19 protein-coding genes and 1 tRNA gene are annotated in these 17,419 nt (G+C 64.1%); 16 read left to right on the forward strand and 4 right to left on the reverse strand.

The genetic code is table 11. From position 1 onward, the window contains the following. From NKJ32_RS30350 to NKJ32_RS30365, 4 genes are all read left to right on the forward strand, one after another. A partial coding sequence (locus tag NKJ32_RS30350) for a 4Fe-4S domain-containing protein (protein ID WP_352829802.1) occupies positions 1-766 on the forward strand: 766 nt, incomplete at its 5' end. Between the two features lie 11 nt (positions 767-777). Continuing rightward, positions 778-1,410, forward strand: coding sequence for a precorrin-8X methylmutase (locus tag NKJ32_RS30355; RefSeq protein WP_352699384.1), 633 nt, complete (start codon positions 778-780; stop codon positions 1,408-1,410). Continuing rightward, positions 1,407-2,165 carry a precorrin-2 C(20)-methyltransferase gene (locus NKJ32_RS30360; protein WP_352829803.1) on the forward strand — a complete coding sequence of 253 codons (759 nt, stop codon included), beginning with the start codon at positions 1,407-1,409 and terminating at the stop codon, positions 2,163-2,165. Before NKJ32_RS30355 ends, NKJ32_RS30360 begins: the two co-directional genes overlap by 4 nt. Continuing rightward, positions 2,162-2,926: a precorrin-3B C(17)-methyltransferase gene (locus NKJ32_RS30365; RefSeq protein ID WP_352755830.1), complete on the forward strand. Its 765-nt coding sequence runs from the start codon at positions 2,162-2,164 to the stop codon at positions 2,924-2,926. The genes NKJ32_RS30360 and NKJ32_RS30365 overlap by 4 nt, the downstream gene beginning before the upstream one ends. Here NKJ32_RS30365 and NKJ32_RS30370 read toward each other — a convergent pair. Beyond that, positions 2,890-3,672 carry a cobalt-precorrin-6A reductase gene (locus NKJ32_RS30370; protein ID WP_352755850.1) on the reverse strand — a complete coding sequence of 261 codons (783 nt, stop codon included), beginning with the start codon at positions 3,670-3,672 and terminating at the stop codon, positions 2,890-2,892. The two genes, NKJ32_RS30365 and NKJ32_RS30370, sit on opposite strands and share 37 nt — an antisense overlap. Position 3,673: 1 nt before the next feature. Between NKJ32_RS30370 and cbiE the strand changes: the two genes are divergently transcribed. From cbiE to NKJ32_RS30410, 8 genes are all read left to right on the forward strand, one after another. Continuing rightward, a complete protein-coding gene (cbiE, locus tag NKJ32_RS30375) occupies positions 3,674-4,915 on the forward strand; it encodes a precorrin-6y C5,15-methyltransferase (decarboxylating) subunit CbiE (RefSeq protein ID WP_352755829.1) in 1,242 nt (413 codons plus the stop codon). Further along, positions 4,912-5,292 carry a cobalamin biosynthesis protein gene (locus tag NKJ32_RS30380; RefSeq protein ID WP_023676642.1) on the forward strand — a complete coding sequence of 127 codons (381 nt, stop codon included), beginning with the start codon at positions 4,912-4,914 and terminating at the stop codon, positions 5,290-5,292. Before cbiE ends, NKJ32_RS30380 begins: the two co-directional genes overlap by 4 nt. After that, complete coding sequence (gene cobM / locus NKJ32_RS30385) at positions 5,289-6,053, forward strand: precorrin-4 C(11)-methyltransferase (protein ID WP_023676643.1); 765 nt, start codon at positions 5,289-5,291, stop codon at positions 6,051-6,053. Before NKJ32_RS30380 ends, cobM begins: the two co-directional genes overlap by 4 nt. Further along, complete coding sequence (gene cobA, locus NKJ32_RS30390) at positions 6,050-6,856, forward strand: uroporphyrinogen-III C-methyltransferase (protein WP_352755825.1); 807 nt, start codon at positions 6,050-6,052, stop codon at positions 6,854-6,856. The genes cobM and cobA overlap by 4 nt, the downstream gene beginning before the upstream one ends. Then, positions 6,853-8,202 (forward strand): cobyrinic acid a,c-diamide synthase CobB, encoded by a 1,350-nt coding sequence (locus NKJ32_RS30395; protein ID WP_352755823.1) that lies wholly within the window; start codon positions 6,853-6,855, stop codon positions 8,200-8,202. Before cobA ends, NKJ32_RS30395 begins: the two co-directional genes overlap by 4 nt. 3 nt (positions 8,203-8,205) lie before the next feature. After that, on the forward strand, positions 8,206-8,979 hold the full coding sequence (cobS, locus tag NKJ32_RS30400) for an adenosylcobinamide-GDP ribazoletransferase (RefSeq protein ID WP_352570400.1): 774 nt from the start codon (positions 8,206-8,208) through the stop codon (positions 8,977-8,979). Positions 8,980-9,003: 24 nt separating this feature from the next. Then, positions 9,004-10,014 (forward strand): nicotinate-nucleotide--dimethylbenzimidazole phosphoribosyltransferase, encoded by a 1,011-nt coding sequence (gene cobT / locus NKJ32_RS30405; protein WP_352829807.1) that lies wholly within the window; start codon positions 9,004-9,006, stop codon positions 10,012-10,014. Positions 10,015-10,212: 198 nt separating this feature from the next. Continuing rightward, the gene (locus NKJ32_RS30410; protein WP_352755848.1) at positions 10,213-11,856 is read left to right on the forward strand and encodes a reverse transcriptase domain-containing protein; all 1,644 of its coding nucleotides are present in this window, start codon (positions 10,213-10,215) and stop codon (positions 11,854-11,856) included. Positions 11,857-11,911: 55 nt separating this feature from the next. Here NKJ32_RS30410 and NKJ32_RS30415 read toward each other — a convergent pair. Together NKJ32_RS30415 and NKJ32_RS30420 are read right to left on the reverse strand one after the other, a co-directional pair. Next, positions 11,912-11,987 (reverse strand) — tRNA-Lys (locus NKJ32_RS30415). Between the two features lie 105 nt (positions 11,988-12,092). Further along, positions 12,093-12,998 carry a PhzF family phenazine biosynthesis protein gene (locus NKJ32_RS30420; RefSeq protein WP_352755818.1) on the reverse strand — a complete coding sequence of 302 codons (906 nt, stop codon included), beginning with the start codon at positions 12,996-12,998 and terminating at the stop codon, positions 12,093-12,095. 111 nt (positions 12,999-13,109) lie between these two features. On the opposite strand from NKJ32_RS30420, the gene NKJ32_RS30425 reads away from it, so the two are divergent. From NKJ32_RS30425 to NKJ32_RS30440, 4 genes are all read left to right on the forward strand, one after another. Next, complete coding sequence (locus NKJ32_RS30425; protein WP_352755817.1) at positions 13,110-14,402, forward strand: efflux RND transporter periplasmic adaptor subunit; 1,293 nt, start codon at positions 13,110-13,112, stop codon at positions 14,400-14,402. Positions 14,403-14,404: 2 nt separating this feature from the next. Next, positions 14,405-15,115 (forward strand): ABC transporter ATP-binding protein, encoded by a 711-nt coding sequence (locus tag NKJ32_RS30430; protein ID WP_352829809.1) that lies wholly within the window; start codon positions 14,405-14,407, stop codon positions 15,113-15,115. Positions 15,116-15,118: 3 nt separating this feature from the next. After that, a complete protein-coding gene (locus NKJ32_RS30435; protein ID WP_352620170.1) occupies positions 15,119-16,336 on the forward strand; it encodes an ABC transporter permease in 1,218 nt (405 codons plus the stop codon). A 114-nt stretch (positions 16,337-16,450) separates the two neighbouring features. Then, complete coding sequence (locus NKJ32_RS30440; protein WP_023676653.1) at positions 16,451-16,693, forward strand: hypothetical protein; 243 nt, start codon at positions 16,451-16,453, stop codon at positions 16,691-16,693. Here NKJ32_RS30440 and NKJ32_RS30445 read toward each other — a convergent pair. After that, positions 16,690-17,418 carry a hypothetical protein gene (locus tag NKJ32_RS30445; protein WP_352589635.1) on the reverse strand — a complete coding sequence of 243 codons (729 nt, stop codon included), beginning with the start codon at positions 17,416-17,418 and terminating at the stop codon, positions 16,690-16,692. The two genes, NKJ32_RS30440 and NKJ32_RS30445, sit on opposite strands and share 4 nt — an antisense overlap. Position 17,419: the final 1 nt, after the last annotated feature.

Consider the following 17,419-nt stretch of genomic DNA (forward strand, 5'->3'; position numbering starts at 1 on the left):
CCCCACAAGGGGGGAGATTGCGCCCTCATCTCGGCTTTCGCCTATCACCCGTGGTCCTGAGCCGCCGCTGACGCTGCCGATCTCCCCCCAAGTGGGGGAGATGTCCGGCAGGACAGAGGGGGGCGCGACGGAACGCCAGCCCATCGGAGTTCTTAACCTAGCCACCACCGCAATCGCCCTCGGCATCGGCCTGCCCTTCGGCAGCATACCAGCGCAAAAACTTATCAATCTCACCCAATACGCCCTCACCCTCGGCACCACCGAAATCCGCCTGGCGCCGGGTCGCGCGCTGCTTTTGCTTGGCCTCTCCCCAGCCGCATGTCTTTCCCTCCATCAAACCGCCGCAGCCCTCGGCTTTGTCACCGACGCAGCCGATCCGCGCACCAGGATCGCCACCTGCCCCGGCGCACCCGCCTGCGCCTCCGGCCGGATCGCCACCCGCGACATCGCCGAGACCATCGCCGTGGAAAACCGCGATATTCTCGATTCCTCGCTGACGCTGCACATCTCCGGCTGCGCCAAGGGTTGCGCCCATCCCGGTCCGGCGGCGCTGACCCTGGTCGGTGGCGAAAACGGAGCCGGACTTGTCGTGGACGGGACGGCAAAGGCATTGCCCGCCGGATACAGGCCGGGCTACGACGCCGCGCACGGCATCGGCCGCGTTGCAGCGGTGATCCGCAGCGCACGACATCCCGGCGAAACCGCTGCCGCCTGCCTGGCGAGGCTCGGCGCGGCCGGCATCACCGAAATCTATCGACAGGAATGAGCATGCCCGCCCTGAACGCCTACGACTACATCCATGATGGCACGGAGATCTACGAGCGCTCCTTCGCCATTATCCGCGCCGAGGCCGACCTGTCGCGCTTTTCCGAAGCCGAGGCCGAAATCGCTATCCGCATGATCCACGCCTGCGGCCAGGTCGAGGCTGTGCGACACTTCGTTTTCTCGAGCGATTTCGTCGCCGCCGCGCGCACGGCGTTGGGGGCCGGCGCGCCGATCTTCTGCGACGCGCAGATGGTCTCGCATGGCGTCACGCGCGCCCGGCTTCCGGCCGGCAACGAGGTGATCTGTACGCTGCGCGATCCGCGGACAGCCGACATCGCGAAAAAGATCGGCAACACCCGCTCGGCCGCGGCGATCGACCTGTGGGGCGAGCGCATGGCCGGTTCGGTCGTCGCCATCGGCAATGCGCCGACCGCCCTGTTTTATCTGCTGGAAAAGCTGCGCGACGGTGCGCCGAAGCCGGCGGCGATCATCGGTATGCCGGTCGGGTTTGTCGGCGCCGCTGAGTCGAAGGATGCGCTGGCCGAAAATTCCTATGGCGTGCCTTACGCCATCGTGCGCGGCCGGCTGGGCGGCAGCGCCATGACCGCCGCCGCCCTCAATGCATTGGCGAGGCCGGGCCTATGAATGCGATTGCAAAAGGCAGGCTTGTCGGCGTCGGCACCGGTCCTGGCGACCCGGAACTTTTGACGCTGAAGGCAGTGCGTGCTCTGGCCGAGGCCGATGTCGTTGCGCATTTCGCCAAGCGCGGCAACAACAGCAATGCGCGCGCCATTGTCGGCGCACATTTTCGCCCTGATCTGATCGAACTGCCGCTGCTCTACCCGGTGACGACCGAGATCGACAAGGACCACAGTGATTACCGGTCGCAGATAACGGATTTCTACGAGCAGTCGGCCGAAAAGGTCGCCGAGCACCTCAGCGCCGGCAGGATGGTCGCGGTGCTTTCGGAAGGCGATCCGCTTTTCTACGGCTCCTACATGCATCTTCATGTCCGGCTGGCGCACCGTTTTCCGACCGAAGTCATTCCTGGCGTCACCGCCATGTCCGGCTGCTGGTCGGCGACCGGCCTGTCTATCGTCCAGGGCGACGACGTGCTGACGGTGCTGCCGGGCACCATGAGCGAATTCGAGCTGACGCGTCGCCTCGCCGATACCGACGCTGCGGTGATCATGAAGGTCGGCCGCAACCTGCCCAAGATCAGGCGCGCGCTGGAGGCAACCGACAAGCTGGCGCGGGCCATCTATGTCGAGCGCGGCACCATGCCGGGCGGTGTCTCGATGCGGCTTGCCGACAAAAAGGATGACCAGGCGCCTTATTTCGCCATCGTGCTGGTGGCCGGCTGGTCGGGCCGGCCAAACGCATTGAGAGCCGAAGCATGAGCGGCCGCCTCACCGTCATCGGCCTCGGGCCCGGCGACGCCGACCAGGTGACGCCGGAGGCAAGCCGCGCCGTTGCCGAGGCAAAATTCTTCTATGGCTACAAGCCTTATCTTGACCGGCTCGATCTGCGCCCCGACCAGATTCGCGTCGCTTCCGACAATCGCGAGGAACTCGCGCGCGCCAGGGACGCGCTGCTGAAGGCTGCGGAAGGCCACGATGTCGCCGTCGTGTCGGGCGGCGATCCCGGCGTCTTCGCCATGGCGGCGGCCGTCTGCGAGGCGATCGAGGCGGGCCCACCCGAATGGCGCGCGGTCGACATCGCCATCGTGCCCGGCATCACCGCCATGCTCGCCGTCGCCGCCCGCATCGGCGCGCCGCTCGGCCATGATTTCTGCGCCATCTCGTTGTCCGACAATCTGAAGCCGTGGGAGCTGATCGAGCTGCGCCTGCTTGCCGCGGCGGGCGCCGGCTTCGTCATCGCGCTCTACAATCCGATCAGCAAGGCACGCCCCTGGCAGCTTGGCCGCGCCTTCGAGTGCCTGACGGCGATCCTGCCCGGCACCACGCCGGTGATCTTCGGCCGTGCCGCCGGCCGTCCCGACGAGCGCATCGAGGTTTTTCTGCTGGCCGACGCCGATGCCGCGAAGGCCGACATGGCCACCTGCATCATCATCGGTTCACCGGAAACCAGGATTATCAAGCGCGGTGAAAAACCAGCGCTGGTCTACACGCCGCGTTCGGCAGCGGGCCCAAGAACATGACCGACCAGAAAATGATCGACCATCGCGGCAAGAGATTCGACGGTCTCAGCCGACGTGACGTCCGGCAGCGCCGGCCTGCGGATCATCACCACCTCGATTCCCAGCGCTCGCGCCGCCGCGATCTTGCCGTAGGTCGCCTCGCCGCCGCTGTTTTTGGAAACAACGACTTCGATGTGGTGTTGCAGAAGCAGTGCATGTTCGTCGACTTCCCGAAACGGCCCGCGCGCCAAGAGATAGGTCGCGTCGGGCACAGCGAGCCTGGGCTCGACCGGGTCGACACTGCGGATGAGATAATGATGCTGGGGAGCGGCCTTGAAGGCAGCGACCTCCTGTCGCCCGAGCGCCAGGAACACGCGGCGCGGCACCGATCCCAGAGCCGTCACCGCGCTGGCAACGGTGTCGACCAACATCCAGCGATCACCTTCGACCGCCTCCCATCCGGGACGCCTGAGCGCAACGATAGGCACGCCGGTCATGCGCGCTGCTTCCGCCGCATTGGCGGAGATTCGCGCCGCATAGGGATGCGTGGCGTCGATCAGCAGGTCGATCTTGTTCTGGCGGAGATACGCCGCCAGCCCGCCGGCACCGCCGAAGCCGCCGACCCGCACCGGCACCCCCTGCGCGGCCGGGTTTTCAGTGCGGCCGGCCAGCGACAGTATGACCGAAATATCCGCCCGCGCGGCCAGCTTTCCGGCCATTTGCCGGGCTTCGGTGGTTCCGCCGAGGATCAGAATGCAGTGGGTCATCATGCCTGCTGAAGCTCCGCGCGGCGCCAAGCTCACCTCAAAGTGGCTCACGATCATCGGCATCGGCGAGGACGGTGTAGCGGGTCTCGGCGACAAGGCCAAGCGGTTGATCGCGGAGGCCGAATTCGTCTTCGGCGGCAAGCGCCACCTTGCCCTCGTCGCGTCGCTCGCCAAAGGTGAAGCGCGCGCCTGGCCGACACCTTTCGATGCCGAGCTGCGCGACGTGCTGGCGCTCTCCGGCAGACGCGTCTGCGTGCTGGCCTCCGGCGATCCCTTCTACCACGGTGTCGGCGTCACCCTCGCCCGCAAGGTCGCGGCGGAGGGTATGCGGGTGATCGCCGCGCCCTCGGCCTTCTCGCTGGCCGCCTCACGCCTGGGCTGGGCGCTGCAGGACGTCGAGACCATTTCGCTGCATGGCCGCTCGCTCGACCTGATCCGGCCGTTGCTGCATCCTTGCACCCGCATTCTCGCGCTGACCTCGGACAGCGATGCACCGGGAGCGATTGCCGGTCTGCTGACAGAGCTCGGCTTCGGCGCCTCGCAGCTGACCGTTCTGGAGGCGCTGGGTGGGCCGAACGAAAGGCTGCGCTCGGCGAGCGCCGGCACTTTCGACCTCGAAAAGATCAACCCGCTCAACGTGCTCGCGATCGAAGTTGAATCGACTTCGCAAGCACGCATCCTGCCGCTGACAGCGGGACTTGCCGATCATTTGTTCGAGCATGACGGCCAGATCACCAAGCGCGAAGTGCGCGCCGTCACCCTGTCCGCTCTCGCGCCAAGACGCGGCGAACTGCTGTGGGACATCGGCGCCGGATCGGGCTCCATCGGCATCGAATGGATGCTGGCCCATCCTTCCATGCGTGCGATCGCCGTTGAGGCCGATCCGGCCCGCGCCACCCGCATCCGACGCAACGCCGCGGCCTGCGGCGTTCCCGGTCTCACCGTCGTCGAAGGTTCGGCACCGCAAGCTCTTGCCGGGCTGGAGACGCCCGCGGCGATCTTTATCGGCGGCGGCGGCAGCGATGCCGGCGTGCTGGAAGGAGCCATCGATGCCTTGCCTGCCGGCGGCCGCCTCGTCGCCAATGCGGTGACCCTGGAGATGGAGGCGCTGCTGCTTTCCCGTCACGTTGCGCTCGGCGGCGAACTCACCCGCATCGCTGTATCCCGTGCTTCGCCGGTCGGTTCGATGCAGGCGTGGCGGCCGGCTATGCCGGTTACCCAATGGAGCTGGGTGAAGCCATGATGGTCGCGGGCATCGGCAGCCGCAAAGGCGTCAGCGCGCGCGACGTGCTTGCCGCGGTAGAAACCGCCCTGGAAGCGCACGGGCTTGCCCTGCCCGCGCTTTCAGCCCTCGCGACCGCGTCTCTCAAGCAGGATGAAGCGGCAATCTTCGCCGCCGGACGCGAACTCCGCCTTCCGGTGATCGTCGTCGAACAGGATGAACTCAAAGCCGCATCTACGACCAGCCGTTCCGACCTATCGCAGGAGCATGCCGGCACGCCGTCGGTTTCCGAAGCCTCGGCGCTTGCCGCCGCCGGCAAAGGCGCAAAACTGCTCGGGCCGCGCACCGTGCTCGGTGCTGTCACTTGCGCCATCGCCATCAGCGGAGATGCGGCATGACCGTTCACTTCATCGGTGCCGGCCCGGGTGCTGCCGACCTCATCACCTTGCGCGGCAGCCGCCTGCTCGGCAGTTGTCCCGTCTGCCTCTATGCCGGATCGATCGTCGCGCCGGAGCTGTTGCAGCACTGCGCGCCCGGAACGAGGTTGATCGACACCGCGCCGATGTCGCTCGACGAGATCGAGGCCGAATATCTGGCCGCCCACGCGGCCGGCAATGATGTCGCCCGCCTGCATTCCGGCGATCTTTCGGTGTGGAGCGCCGTTGCCGAGCAGATCCGCCGGCTGGAAAAGCACGGCATTCCTTACACGCTGACGCCGGGCGTGCCGTCCTTCGCCGCTGCGGCGGCAGCGCTGCGCCGCGAGCTGACCATTCCAGAAGTCGCGCAAAGCCTGGTGCTGACCCGCATCTCCGGCCGCGCCTCGCAAATGCCTCCCGACGAAACGCTGGCCGGCTTTGGCCGCACCGGCGCCACGCTGGCCATCCACCTTGCCATCCACGCTATCGACCGGATCGTCGCCGAACTGACGCCGTTCTATGGCGCCGATTGCCCGGTGGCGGTCGTCTTCCGTGCTTCCTGGCCGGACGAGCGCGTGCTGACCGGCACGCTGGCCACCATCGAGGCGCAACTGGCCGCCGATCCGATGGAACGCACGGCAATCATCTTCGTCGGCCGCTCGCTGGCGGCGGAGGGCTTTGGCGAAAGTTCACTGTACGACGCGCACTACCAGCGACGCTTTCGCGGACGGGACGGATTGTGAGCGGCAGCAACAGAAACACTACGGTCGAGCAGGCGCTCACCCGGCTCAACTTCAAGCCGCGCCAGCTTGAGCCCGGGCATGTCTGGCTGGCCGGCGCCGGCCCTGGCGATCCCGGCTGCCTGACGCTGGAAGTGCTGGCCGCCCTCGGACAGTGCGACGCGCTGGTTTATGACGCGCTGGTCTCGCCAGAAGTCGTCGCTGTCGCCGAGGGCGCGGAACTGTTCTATGCCGGCAAACGCGGCGGCAAGCCGTCGATGAAGCAGGACGACATCACCGCTCTGCTGGTCCGGCTGGCGCGCGCGGGCCGGCGCGTCGTCAGGCTGAAGGGCGGCGACCCCTATATTTTCGGGCGTGGCGGCGAAGAGGCGCTGGCGTTGGCCGGGGAAACTATCCCGTTCCGCATCCTGCCTGGCCTGACGTCCGGCCTCAGCGCGCTGGCCGCGACCGGCATTCCCGGCACCATGCGCGGCATCAACAAGGCGCTGATCCTGGCGACCGGCCATGCCGCCGGCACCGATGATGATCTCGACTGGGCGGCAATCGCCCGCACCGGCCAGCCGGTGGTCGTCTATATGGGTATGGCCAACCTGCCGCTGATCGCCGCTTCGTTGCTCGAGGGCGGCCTGCCGTCTTCGACGCCCGCCGCGGTCATCGTTGCCGCGACGACGCCGCAGGAGCGTATCGTCGTCGCCACGCTCGCCACGATTGCCGAGGAAACGGCCGCAGCCGGCTTGACCTCGCCGGCGCTGATCGTCGTCGGCGGCATCGTCGGGATGCGCGCGGCACTGGCGGGTGAGCCATGACCCGCGCCATTATCATCGGCGCGCCGCGCTCGGGCTCGGGCAAGACCAGCGTCACCATCGGCATTTTGCGCGCACTTGCCCGGCGCGGCCTGAAAGTGCGCGGCGCCAAATCCGGCCCGGACTATATCGATCCTGGCTTCCACACCGCAGCCACTGGCCTGTCCGGTGTCAATCTCGACAGCTGGGCAATGCCGCCCGCCCTGCTCAACGCACTGGCCGGCGAAGCGACCGAAGATGCCGATTTTATCTTCCTCGAAAGCGCCATGGGCCTGTTCGACGGGATCCCTGCTGCTCCAGGCCGTTCCGGCTCGGCTGCCGACCTTGCCCGGCTTTACGGCCTGCCGGTGCTGCTTGTGCTCGATGTCTCCGGTCAGTCGACCACGGCAGCGGCCGTCACCAAGGGTTTTGCTACCTACGATCCGGATGTACGCATGGCCGGGGTCGTGCTCAACCGGCTGGGCAGCGAACGCCACCGCCGGCTTTGCGGTGATGCCATCGAAGCGCTCGGCCTGCCTGTCGTCGGCGCTATCCTGCGCGATCCTTCGCTCAACCTGCCCGAGCGTCATCTCGGCCTCGTTCAGGCCGGCGAATATGAGAATCTGATGGCGCACCTCGACCGGCTGGCCGACATGGTCGAGCGCTCGCTCGACCTCGAGGCCATCATGGCGCTGGCGGCGCCATTCACGCCCGCGCCGGGCAATTTCGGCGATGCGCTGCCTCCCCCCGGCCAGCGCATTGCGCTCGCCGAGGACGCCGCCTTCACCTTCCTCTATCCGCATGTCGCCATGCATTGGCGCAAGGCCGGCGCCGAAATCGTGCCGTTCTCGCCGCTCGCTGATGTGGCGCCTGGCGACGATTGCGATGTCTGCTGGCTGCCCGGCGGCTATCCCGAGCTTCACGCCGGCCGCCTCGCCGCCGCCGCGAATTTCAGGGCGGGCATGGCGAGGTTCGCCGCCACGCGGCCGGTGCATGGCGAGTGCGGCGGCTTCATGGTGTTGGGCGAAGCGCTCGAGGACGCGTCGGGCGAGACGCATCGGATGCTTGGCCTCCTCGGCCATTCGACCAGCTTCGCCAAGCGCAAGATGAATCTCGGCTACCGCGAGGCGCGGCTGCGGTCCGGCTGTCCGCTCGGCGGCCGAGGCACGCTGGTCCGCGGCCATGAATTCCACTACGCGCAGATGATTGCGACCGGCACTGACGAGCCGCTGGCCGACCTCGCCGACGGACAAGGCAACCCGCTCGGCGCCTCCGGCTACCGGCGCGGCAATGTCAGCGGCACGTTCTTCCACGCCATTGCGAGGGGCGAGAGCATGATCCCGAAAAGTGGTAGCCGGTTTTCGGAATAGATCATGCTCAACCTCCAGATCCCCTCGCAACAGCAAATTCTCGATGATATCGCGCTTTGCCTCGTCTTCTTTACCCGGCTGCCGCTGCCGAGAGCCGACTTCCGTGGCCGCAGCCTTGCCGCTGCGATCTGGGCTGCACCCGTTGCCGGTCTCGCCGTCGCTCTGGTCGGTGCGCTGGTTTACGCCATCGGCACAAGGCTCGGCCTAGCCGCAGGTCCTGTTGCCGCGTTGGCCCTTGCCGCGATCTTGCTCGCTACCGGCTGCCTGCATGAGGACGGGCTTTCGGATGTCGCCGACGGTTTTGGCGGCGGCAAGACACGCGACAGAAAGCTGGAGATCATGCGCGACAGCCGCATCGGTGCCTACGGCGCTTGTGCACTTGCTGTCTCGCTGCTGATCCGCTGGAGCGTACTCTCTGGATTCGCCGGCCCGGCTCATGTCTTCTGGGCTCTCATTGCCGCGCATGCCGCTTCGCGCGGCCTGCTCGGCGCCTTCATGCACCTGCTGCCGCCGGCCCGCAGCGACGGCCTTTCGGCCGAAGCAGGCACCGTCTCGGCTAAAACAGCTGGCATCGGTGCCGTACTCGGTGCGGTCGCGCTGCTGGCGCTTGGGTTCGGCGCTGCCGTTTTCGCGATCATCCTGCTCGGTCTGTTATTCGCCGCCTTCCGCGCGCTTTGCCTCAACCAGATCGGCGGCCAGACTGGCGACACCGTAGGCGCCCTTCAGCAGCTCGGCGAGATCGCAATCCTGCTCGTCGCTTCCGTTTCCCTGTCTTGACTCTGTTTCGGAGATTTTGCCCCCATGCCTTTCAAATCGCTCGATAAACTGCGCACCGCCTGCCTCGACCTGCCCAATGGCAGCGACGCCGCGGCCAACGCCGTCGCCCACCGCCAGGACACGCTGACCAAGCCGCAAGGCAGCCTCGGCCGGCTGGAGACAATTGCCGCCTGGCTGGCGCGCTGGCAGGGCCGCGACATGCCAAAGCTCGACCGCGTCAAGGTCTTCGTCTTCGCCGGCAATCACGGCGTCACCGCACAGGGGGTGTCGGCTTTCCCCTCGGAAGTCACCGTGCAGATGGTGGCGAATTTCGCCGGCGGCGGCGCCGCCATCAACCAGCTTGCCCGCATTGCCGGCGCCGAGCTCGACGTCATCCCGCTCGACCTCGACCGTCAGACCGGCGACTTCACGCAAGAGCCGGCGATGGACGACGAGGCCTTCCTCGCCGCCGTCTCGGCGGGCTACGACGCGATCAGCAGGGAACTCGACCTCGTCTGCTTCGGCGAAATGGGCATCGGCAACACCACGCCGGCGGCGGCCATCTCAACCGCGCTGTTCGGCGGCGGCGCGGAAAGATGGACCGGGCGCGGCACCGGGGTTGACGATGCCGGCCTCGTGCGCAAGATTGTCGCCATCGAGGCCGGCCTGAAGCGCCACGCCACGGCGCTGGCCGATCCGCTGAAGATAGCGGCAGCCCTCGGCGGACGCGAGCTTGCGGCGATCTTGGGCGCAACACTGGCGGCGCGCCATCTCGGCGTGCCGGTGCTGCTCGACGGCTTCGTCTGCACCGCCGCCGCCGCACCCTTGGTAGCGCTGCACCCTGCTGGCCTCGCTCACACCATGGCCGCTCACGTCTCAGCCGAATCCGGCCACCGCCGCCTGCTCGAAGCGCTCGGCCTGCCACCCTTGCTCGACCTCGGCATGCGGCTCGGGGAAGGCTCCGGCGCCTGCCTCGCCGTCAACATCGTCCGCTCGGCACTCGAATGCCACGCCCGCATGGCAAGTTTTGCGGAGGCGGGGGTTTCGGACAAGTGAAAGGCCGCCAATGCTTTGACCTTTGGGCTTTGGGCTACGACTGGAGAAGGCTGTTTTGCGCATCGCGTAGCTTACCTCAAGGCTTGGCTGAAAACTTCAAACCGCCACGGGTTTGACGACGGCCGAATCGGAAGCTAGTTTGCTTTCGTGGCGAAGTAGCCGAGGCGGCGGGGCGAAGTACCGGGCACCTAGGTGCCGATGGCGCGTTTGTTGGAAACAACATATGTGACGGTGGAGGAAAACCCTCTACCGGAATCCCTGACTATTAGCCCCGTCGCCGACTTCGTTCGTGGGGGGCAAGTGCAGAACGCGATAAGAGCTGAAATAAAGCGGCTAGCCGCCAAGTCATTTTCTAAGCAGAAACGCCTTGGATATTCTGAAAGAGAATATCGGGATAAATTTGAAAGGCGGACGGGGATAGCTGCCGGTCTTCCGCCCTCGGCAGCTCCAATTTACAAACACAAACATTTTGATCCGGCCTACTGTGCACGACACGCCAATTTTTTGGCGAAGACGATTTGGCACAAGGTATTGGCCAAAACATATCAGCCGATAGCCGCCATAAACTACCAGATACCAAAACCAGATGGGAGCAAGCGCCCCATAATGGCATTCTCAATTCCTGATGCTGCCCTTGCCAATGTCGTCCTTCGTCGGACCCGAGATAGGAATCTAAAACGCCTTTCTCCCTCGTCATATGCATATCATCCCGAAAAAAATGTCTTTGATGCCATTCTAGCTCTCCGAGAATTTGAAACAGACGGAAAACTTTTTGCCGTACAGATTGACTTTGAGAAGTATTTTGACAATATCCCGTCTTGGTATCTGAAAAGAAAAATTAATGACGCCGAGCGTATAAGCTTAACACCGCACGAGCGCTATATTTTTGAAAAATTTCTGCACCACCGTTATTCTCCGTACGAAACTTACCAAATTGGCAACCATACGCGTAGAATTCACGGAACTCCGCAAGGATCCTCAGTTTCGCTTATTTTAGCAAATTTGGCGAATCACGACTTAGATACAGCCCTATCCGCGTCTTCTGGCAGATTTGTGCGTTTCGCTGATGATGTCGTCGCTCTCTGTAGCGACTACTCTCAGGCACAAGAATTAGAGCGTTGCTTTGTAGAACATTGCAGGATTAGTGGACTGAAATTAAATGCGAATAAATCGCCAGGGATCGCGGTAATTTCCAACTATAACCAGGAAATGAGAACGTACCCCCACTTTGACTATTTGGGATACCGATTTACGGTTGAGGGCCTTGCGGTTCCTGAAAAAACCATCAGAAAGCTAAAGACCAGAGTCTCGAGGCTAATTAATATATATCTTAGTTACTATTTGAAAGATGGATACAATAAATCGAGATCATCTACGGCCAAACCGAATTACGACTGGGATCTTTTAGGCCTTATATACGAACTCAGAAATTCACTTTATGGCGGCCTAACGGAGGATGACCTTAAGAATTTCATAGTTTTAGGGCAGAGACTTAAGGCAATGAAGGGACTAATGGGTTTCTATTGCCTAATTGACGACCCGACATCTCTCCGTGATCTAGATGGGTGGATGCTGAGCATTGTTCGTAGAGCCATGGTGAAGCGAAATGCAATATTGCACGCAAAATATGGCCATAGTTGCCCAACTCCGACGAACGCTGAATTGGCAACCGGCAAGTGGTTGGACCCGGCGGCTTGGAAAGGTGGAGTTCTACCAGACGCTCGCATGCCAAGTCTGGTCAGGGGTTGGCGAGCCGCTAGGAAGCATTTCTTTACCTTCGGCTTGGAGCAAGTCGAGGCACCCGGCTACGATGTTTATGCCGATATCACCAAACTCTTCTAGGCGCGCCTGCCTAAGGCGCCCAGATCAAAAATGCCACCATCTCTTGGGAAAGATTTGGTGGGTGCGCACAGGATTGAACTGTGGACCCGCTGATTAAGAGTCAGCTGCTCTACCAACTGAGCTACGCACCCACTCGGCCGGAAAAACCGGCGTTGGCGGGCATATAGCCGCCGACATCCGCCATGTCCAGCCCCGTGGGATTCATTTCCCGACAAATCGCCGAAGTGCCGAGGTCGTCAAACAAAAAGCCTGCCTTCAGCCACCTTCACCGCATGGCCGCCGATGCGGGCGGCCGCCAGTTTGCCGCCTTCGACATTCAGTTCGAGGCGAATGCGCGAAGGCCGGCCCATCTCCAGCCCCTGCTCGATCCACAGTTGTGAAACGCCGTCGGTCGGGCCGTCGAAATGCATGATCGCGCCGGCGAAGGCGGCCGCCGCTGAGCCGGTCGCCGGGTCTTCGTAGGACGGATTGCCGGGCACGATCATGCGGACATGGAAGGCGCTGTCGTGGTGCACCGTCTCGCGGCAATAGACATAGGGGCTGGCGAAGGCCCACTCGCTCTTGCGTGGTGCGAGCTCCGACCACGCCTGGTTGTCCAGCCTGATCCCGGCGGCCGCCTCCAGATTGGCGACGGGGATGGCCACGTAGGGCACGCCCGCCGACCAGAATGAAACGCGGTGGTTCTCGAAGCCGATCTCGTGCGGTCCGAGGCCAAGGGCGGCGCCGATCGCCTCGGGATCGGCCGACAATTCCAGTTGCTCCGGCAGTTTTGCCAAGTCGAACTCGGCGAAAGTCGAACCGCCGTGCTTGCTGACAGCGCAGCGCACCGGGCCGATATTCTCCTCGAGCACGAAAATGCCGGCGGCCTCTCCCGCCGTTTCGGCGAGCGCTATCGCCGAGCCGACGGTTGGGTGGCCGGCGAACGGCATTTCATAGTCGGGCGTGAAGATACGGATGCGGGCCCGGTGCTTCGGGTTGTCCGGCGGCAGCACGAAGACGGTTTCGGACAGGTTGAACTCGCGCGCCACCGCCTGCATCGCCGCAACGTCGAGCCCATCACAGTCGAGCACGACGGCCAGCGGATTGCCGGCCAGCCGGTTGGTGGTGAATACGTCGTAAAGCAAGTAATTCCGCGGCTGCATCTCAGTAAGTCCTCTGCCTCATTCCCAACATGAGCGAAATTTAATTTGAATTTTGAACCATAAGGCCTGATTTGTGCACTGATGGGATATCACTGAACATAGGGGTCCGGCGTGGACCAGATTGTCAATCTGCCAAAGACGGAATCCGCTTCCGCCATCGAGACCGCGCTCGGGCTCGACCACCAGGGCCTGAAGACAAAACGCCGTCGCGGTTGGCGTTACGCAGTGTTCGCACTGCTTGCCGTCGCCGCGAGTGTCGTCGGCTACCAGTGGTATGCGGGCTCGCCCGCCAAGATCGAGTATACCACGACACTGGCCGCCATGGCCGATCTTACCGTCGCGGTTTCAGCTACCGGCACGCTGCAGCCTCTCACCCAGGTCGATATTTCCAGCGAACTCTCCGGCGTCGTCCGCTCGGTTTCAGTCAACGAGAACCAGCTGGTGAAGAAGGGCGATGTGCTGGCCGCGCTCGACACCGCCAAGTTGGAGGTGCAGATCGAGCGCGCCCAGGCCTCCGCCAAGGCAGCGGCGGCGAGCGTCGAGGACGCCACCGTGACCCTGGCCGAAAACGAAAAGGCGCTGGTGCGCGCGGCACAACTGACCAAGCGCGGCATGGCGACGGACCAGTCGCTCGAAGCGGCAACCGCCACGCGCGACCGCTCGAAGGCGGCGCTCGATATTGCCAAAGCCAACCTCGCCATGGCCAGTGCCGATCTCAAGGCGCAGCAGACGGATCTTGCCAAGAGCACCATCTTCGCTCCGATCGACGGCATCATACTGACGCGCTCGGTCGATCCAGGCCAGACGGTCGCCTCTTCGCTGCAGGCGCCGGTGCTGTTCGTCATCGCCGCCGATCTGAAGAACATGGAGTTGAAGGCGGCGGTCGACGAGGCCGATATCGGCGCCGTCAAACCCGGGCAGCATGCGCGCTTCACCGTCGATGCCTTCCCGGAACGGCCGTTCGACGCCGATATCCGCGACATCTCCTATGCCTCGGTCACCACCGACGGCGTCGTCACTTACGATGCAAGGCTGGATGTCGACAATAGCGAGCTTCTGTTACGGCCCGGCATGACAGCCACCGTCTCGGTCGTCACCAAGCAGGTCAAAAACGTGCTCACCGTGCCATCGATCGCCTTCCGCTACCGGCCGGCGCAGACGGCGGAGCGCGGCTGGAGCCTCACCGACGTGTTCACCGGCCGCATGGGGCGCCCGGGCGGCAACCGCCAGCGCCAGGCGGCGACGAAGCCCACCGACGGCTCGCGCACGCTTTACGTGCTGGAGAATGGCCGGCCGCATCCGGTCAACGTCAGGGTCGGCTCGACAGATGGCGAACTGACCGAGATCGCTTCCGGCCTGGAGGAAGGCGCGCAAGTCATTACCGCCTCGCAGCAGCGGAGCTGATCGTGGCATCGGGCGCGACCACCCTCATAGGCTTCAACAAGGTCTGGAAAAGCTATGGCCAGGGCGAAGCCCGGGTGCATGCGCTGGCCGGCGTCGACCTCGCCATCAGGCGCGGCGAATTCGTCGCCATCATGGGTCCGTCGGGCTCAGGCAAATCGACGGCCATGAACATCATTGGCTGCCTCGACACGCCGACGGCCGGGACTTACAGCTTCGAAGGCATCGACGCCGGCCGTCTCGACCGCAACCGCCGTGCTCAGCTGCGCAATCTCTATGTGGGTTTCGTCTTCCAAGGCTATAATCTCTTGCCGCGCACTACGGCGGCGGAGAATGTCGAACTGCCGCTGATCTACCGCGGCGTTGGTGCCCGCGAGCGTCGCGGCCTTGCCATGCAGGCGCTTGCCGAGGTCGGCCTTGTCGGCCGCGAGCATCATACGCCAGCCGAGCTCTCCGGCGGCCAGCAGCAGCGCGTGGCGATCGCCCGCGCCATCGTCACCAGGCCGACGCTGCTTGTCGCCGACGAACCGACCGGCAATCTCGACACCGCACGCACGCACGAGATCATGGAACTCCTGACGCAGCTGAACAGCGGGCTCGGCCTGACTATCGCCATGGTCACGCACGAAGCCGACGTTGCCGGCTATGCGCAGCGCACGATCCGCTTCCTCGACGGCCATGTCGCTTCGGACACAGCCAATCTCGAGATGGCCTAAGCCATGATCTGGGAAACCGTTCGCCTCTCGCTTCGCTCCATCCGCCGCAACGTGCTGCGCTCGTTCCTGACGCTGCTCGGCATCGTCATCGGCGTTGCCGCCGTCATCGCCATGCTGACCATCGGCTCGGGCACCACCGAAAAGGTCAAGTCCGATATTTCCAAGCTCGGCAGCAATCTGCTCGTCATCCGTTCCGGCCGTCCGGCCGGGCCTGGCGGACCTGGAGGCCTCGATCAGGTCGTCCGACCGCTGGGCGACAAAGATCTTGCAGCGCTTGCCGCGCATCTGGACGGCTCGCGCGCCATCTCGCCGGCGTCGCAAAAGCAGGTGCGCGTCATTTTCGGCACCGAAAGCTTGACCTCGGGCGTCACCGGAACCGACAGCGCCTATCTCGATGCCCGCGACTGGAAGCTGGTTTCGGGCCGCCCGTTCAGCGATTCGGAAACCCGCTCGGGCACCGGCGTCTGCCTCATCGGCGAGACGGTGCGCCAGCAGTTCTTCGGCGCCGGCGACCCTGAAGGCGAGATCATCCGCGTCAACCGCACCTCCTGCAAGATCATCGGCTTGCTCGAACCGAAGGGCTATACCGGTTTCGGCCAGGACCAGGACAATGTCGTACTGATGCCGCTCGCCGCCTATCAGCGTCGCATTGCCGGCAATCGCGACATCGACTCGATCTATGTCGCCGCCGACGACCGTACGCCAACCACGGTGCTGCAGCAGCGCGTCGAGGACATCTTGCGCGACACACGCCGCATCACGCCCGACCGCGACGATGATTTCTCGATCCGCGACATGACCCAAATCGCCGATGCTATGGCCAGCGCGACCACCACCATGACTGGCATGCTCGGTGCCGTCGCCGGCGTCAGCCTGCTCGTCGGCGGCATCGGCATTATGAACATCATGCTGGTGTCGGTAACCGAACGCACGCGCGAGATCGGCATCAGGCTCGCTATCGGCGCCCATGAAAAGCATATCCTCATCCAGTTCCTGGTCGAGGCAACCGTGCTGTCGCTGCTTGGCGGCATCATCGGCATCCTGATCGGCCTGGCCCTTGCCGGCCTCGCCTCGGTGACGCTGACGATCCCGTTTGCGCCAAGCCCGGCGGTCATCTTGCTTGCGGTCGGCTTCTCCGCGCTGATCGGCATGGTGTTCGGCTTCTTCCCGGCGCTGCGCGGCGCGCGGCTCAACCCTATCGACGCACTGAGGCATGAATAGAGCGTTGCAGCAAATGTCGCCTCCAGACGCTGCCAATTTTTTATGCAACCTGCCCTTGTCGCAGCACATTCTGCAATGATAACAATGCTGTTGGGGACTAAGGGGGAACAATGGATGAGCAAGAAAGCGCGACTGGCTCTGGCGATTGTGATCGTCGAAGCCGCCTTGGCAGGGCTTTGGTGGAATTTGATCCTTTATGGGATGGAGAATCCCGATCGCGTCACCGCTGACTTCCAGCAGGTAATTGGGCAGACGATGGGAACGACGATGGGCGCGCTCCTGGGTCTCGGCGTGCTGTTGTATTTTGTTGCCGCCCGCAACGACCGCAAGGCTATTGAAGGTAGGCTACGACGTTAGAGTTGGAAACCTTGCTCGCTCGCAAAGTGCCATTCGATCAGCGGTCTCATATGCGGCATCAACCCGTCCGGCAGGTCGGCTGCATTGCGGATGATGACGGGGCCTTCGATTTCAGGCTCTGACTCGGCCGCGACGAAAGCGCTGATCCGCTGTGCCAGGTCGTCGGCGGAGGCCGTCTCTCGGTAGCGGCGAAAGATCACCGTGCCGCTTGCCGTCGACAGGGCGTAATGGCGCCTGCCGCGTGTCGCGCCTGACAGGTCGAGACCGGTCTCTTCGCGCACCTCGCGGATCATGTTGAAGTCGACGTCGACAAGGCCATCGCGGAAATCGCTTGGCTCGAACGAACCGGCGGCGAAGTAGACGCGCCCCGCATTGACCGTATGCGGCGCCATGCGGATCGCCACAAGCGCATTGTCGCCGGCGACCAGCATGGCATGGGCATAGGCGTGCTCGGCCCCGGCCACCTGTCGATTGCCGCGCCAAAGCATGAAGGTCGAATACCGCACCGCATGGCAGCGGCCAACGAGGCGATTGTCGCGATAGCTGAGAGCGGAAAGCAGCACCACGATGCCGTCGAAAAGCGCCGGCTTGGCTGCGGTCTCACGCCGCCAGTTTGCGGCGATCGCCTCGGCATTATCGCGCTCGAACGGGTGCGGGCCGGGATCGAGCCTGACGTCGATGGCATCGACCGGCAGGATGACGTTGCGCGGCAGATCGAAACTCACG

This window comes from Mesorhizobium sp. M0159 (assembly GCF_040322295.1).
In the GTDB taxonomy this organism is placed as follows: Bacteria; Pseudomonadota; Alphaproteobacteria; order Rhizobiales; family Rhizobiaceae; genus Mesorhizobium.

Coding starts and splice junctions, on each gene's coding strand:
- NKJ32_RS30360 (WP_352829803.1), top strand. CDS start 1,407: ATGAATGCGATTGCAAAAGGCAGGCTTGTCGGCGTCGGCACCGGTCCT.
- NKJ32_RS30365 (WP_352755830.1), top strand. CDS start 2,162: ATGAGCGGCCGCCTCACCGTCATCGGCCTCGGGCCCGGCGACGCCGAC.
- NKJ32_RS30370 (WP_352755850.1), bottom strand. CDS start 3,672: ATGACCCACTGCATTCTGATCCTCGGCGGAACCACCGAAGCCCGGCAA.
- cbiE (WP_352755829.1), top strand. CDS start 3,674: ATGCCTGCTGAAGCTCCGCGCGGCGCCAAGCTCACCTCAAAGTGGCTC.
- NKJ32_RS30380 (WP_023676642.1), top strand. CDS start 4,912: ATGATGGTCGCGGGCATCGGCAGCCGCAAAGGCGTCAGCGCGCGCGAC.
- cobM (WP_023676643.1), top strand. CDS start 5,289: ATGACCGTTCACTTCATCGGTGCCGGCCCGGGTGCTGCCGACCTCATC.
- NKJ32_RS30395 (WP_352755823.1), top strand. CDS start 6,853: ATGACCCGCGCCATTATCATCGGCGCGCCGCGCTCGGGCTCGGGCAAG.
- cobS (WP_352570400.1), top strand. CDS start 8,206: ATGCTCAACCTCCAGATCCCCTCGCAACAGCAAATTCTCGATGATATC.
- cobT (WP_352829807.1), top strand. CDS start 9,004: ATGCCTTTCAAATCGCTCGATAAACTGCGCACCGCCTGCCTCGACCTG.
- NKJ32_RS30410 (WP_352755848.1), top strand. CDS start 10,213: ATGGCGCGTTTGTTGGAAACAACATATGTGACGGTGGAGGAAAACCCT.
- NKJ32_RS30420 (WP_352755818.1), bottom strand. CDS start 12,998: ATGCAGCCGCGGAATTACTTGCTTTACGACGTATTCACCACCAACCGG.
- NKJ32_RS30435 (WP_352620170.1), top strand. CDS start 15,119: ATGATCTGGGAAACCGTTCGCCTCTCGCTTCGCTCCATCCGCCGCAAC.
- NKJ32_RS30440 (WP_023676653.1), top strand. CDS start 16,451: ATGAGCAAGAAAGCGCGACTGGCTCTGGCGATTGTGATCGTCGAAGCC.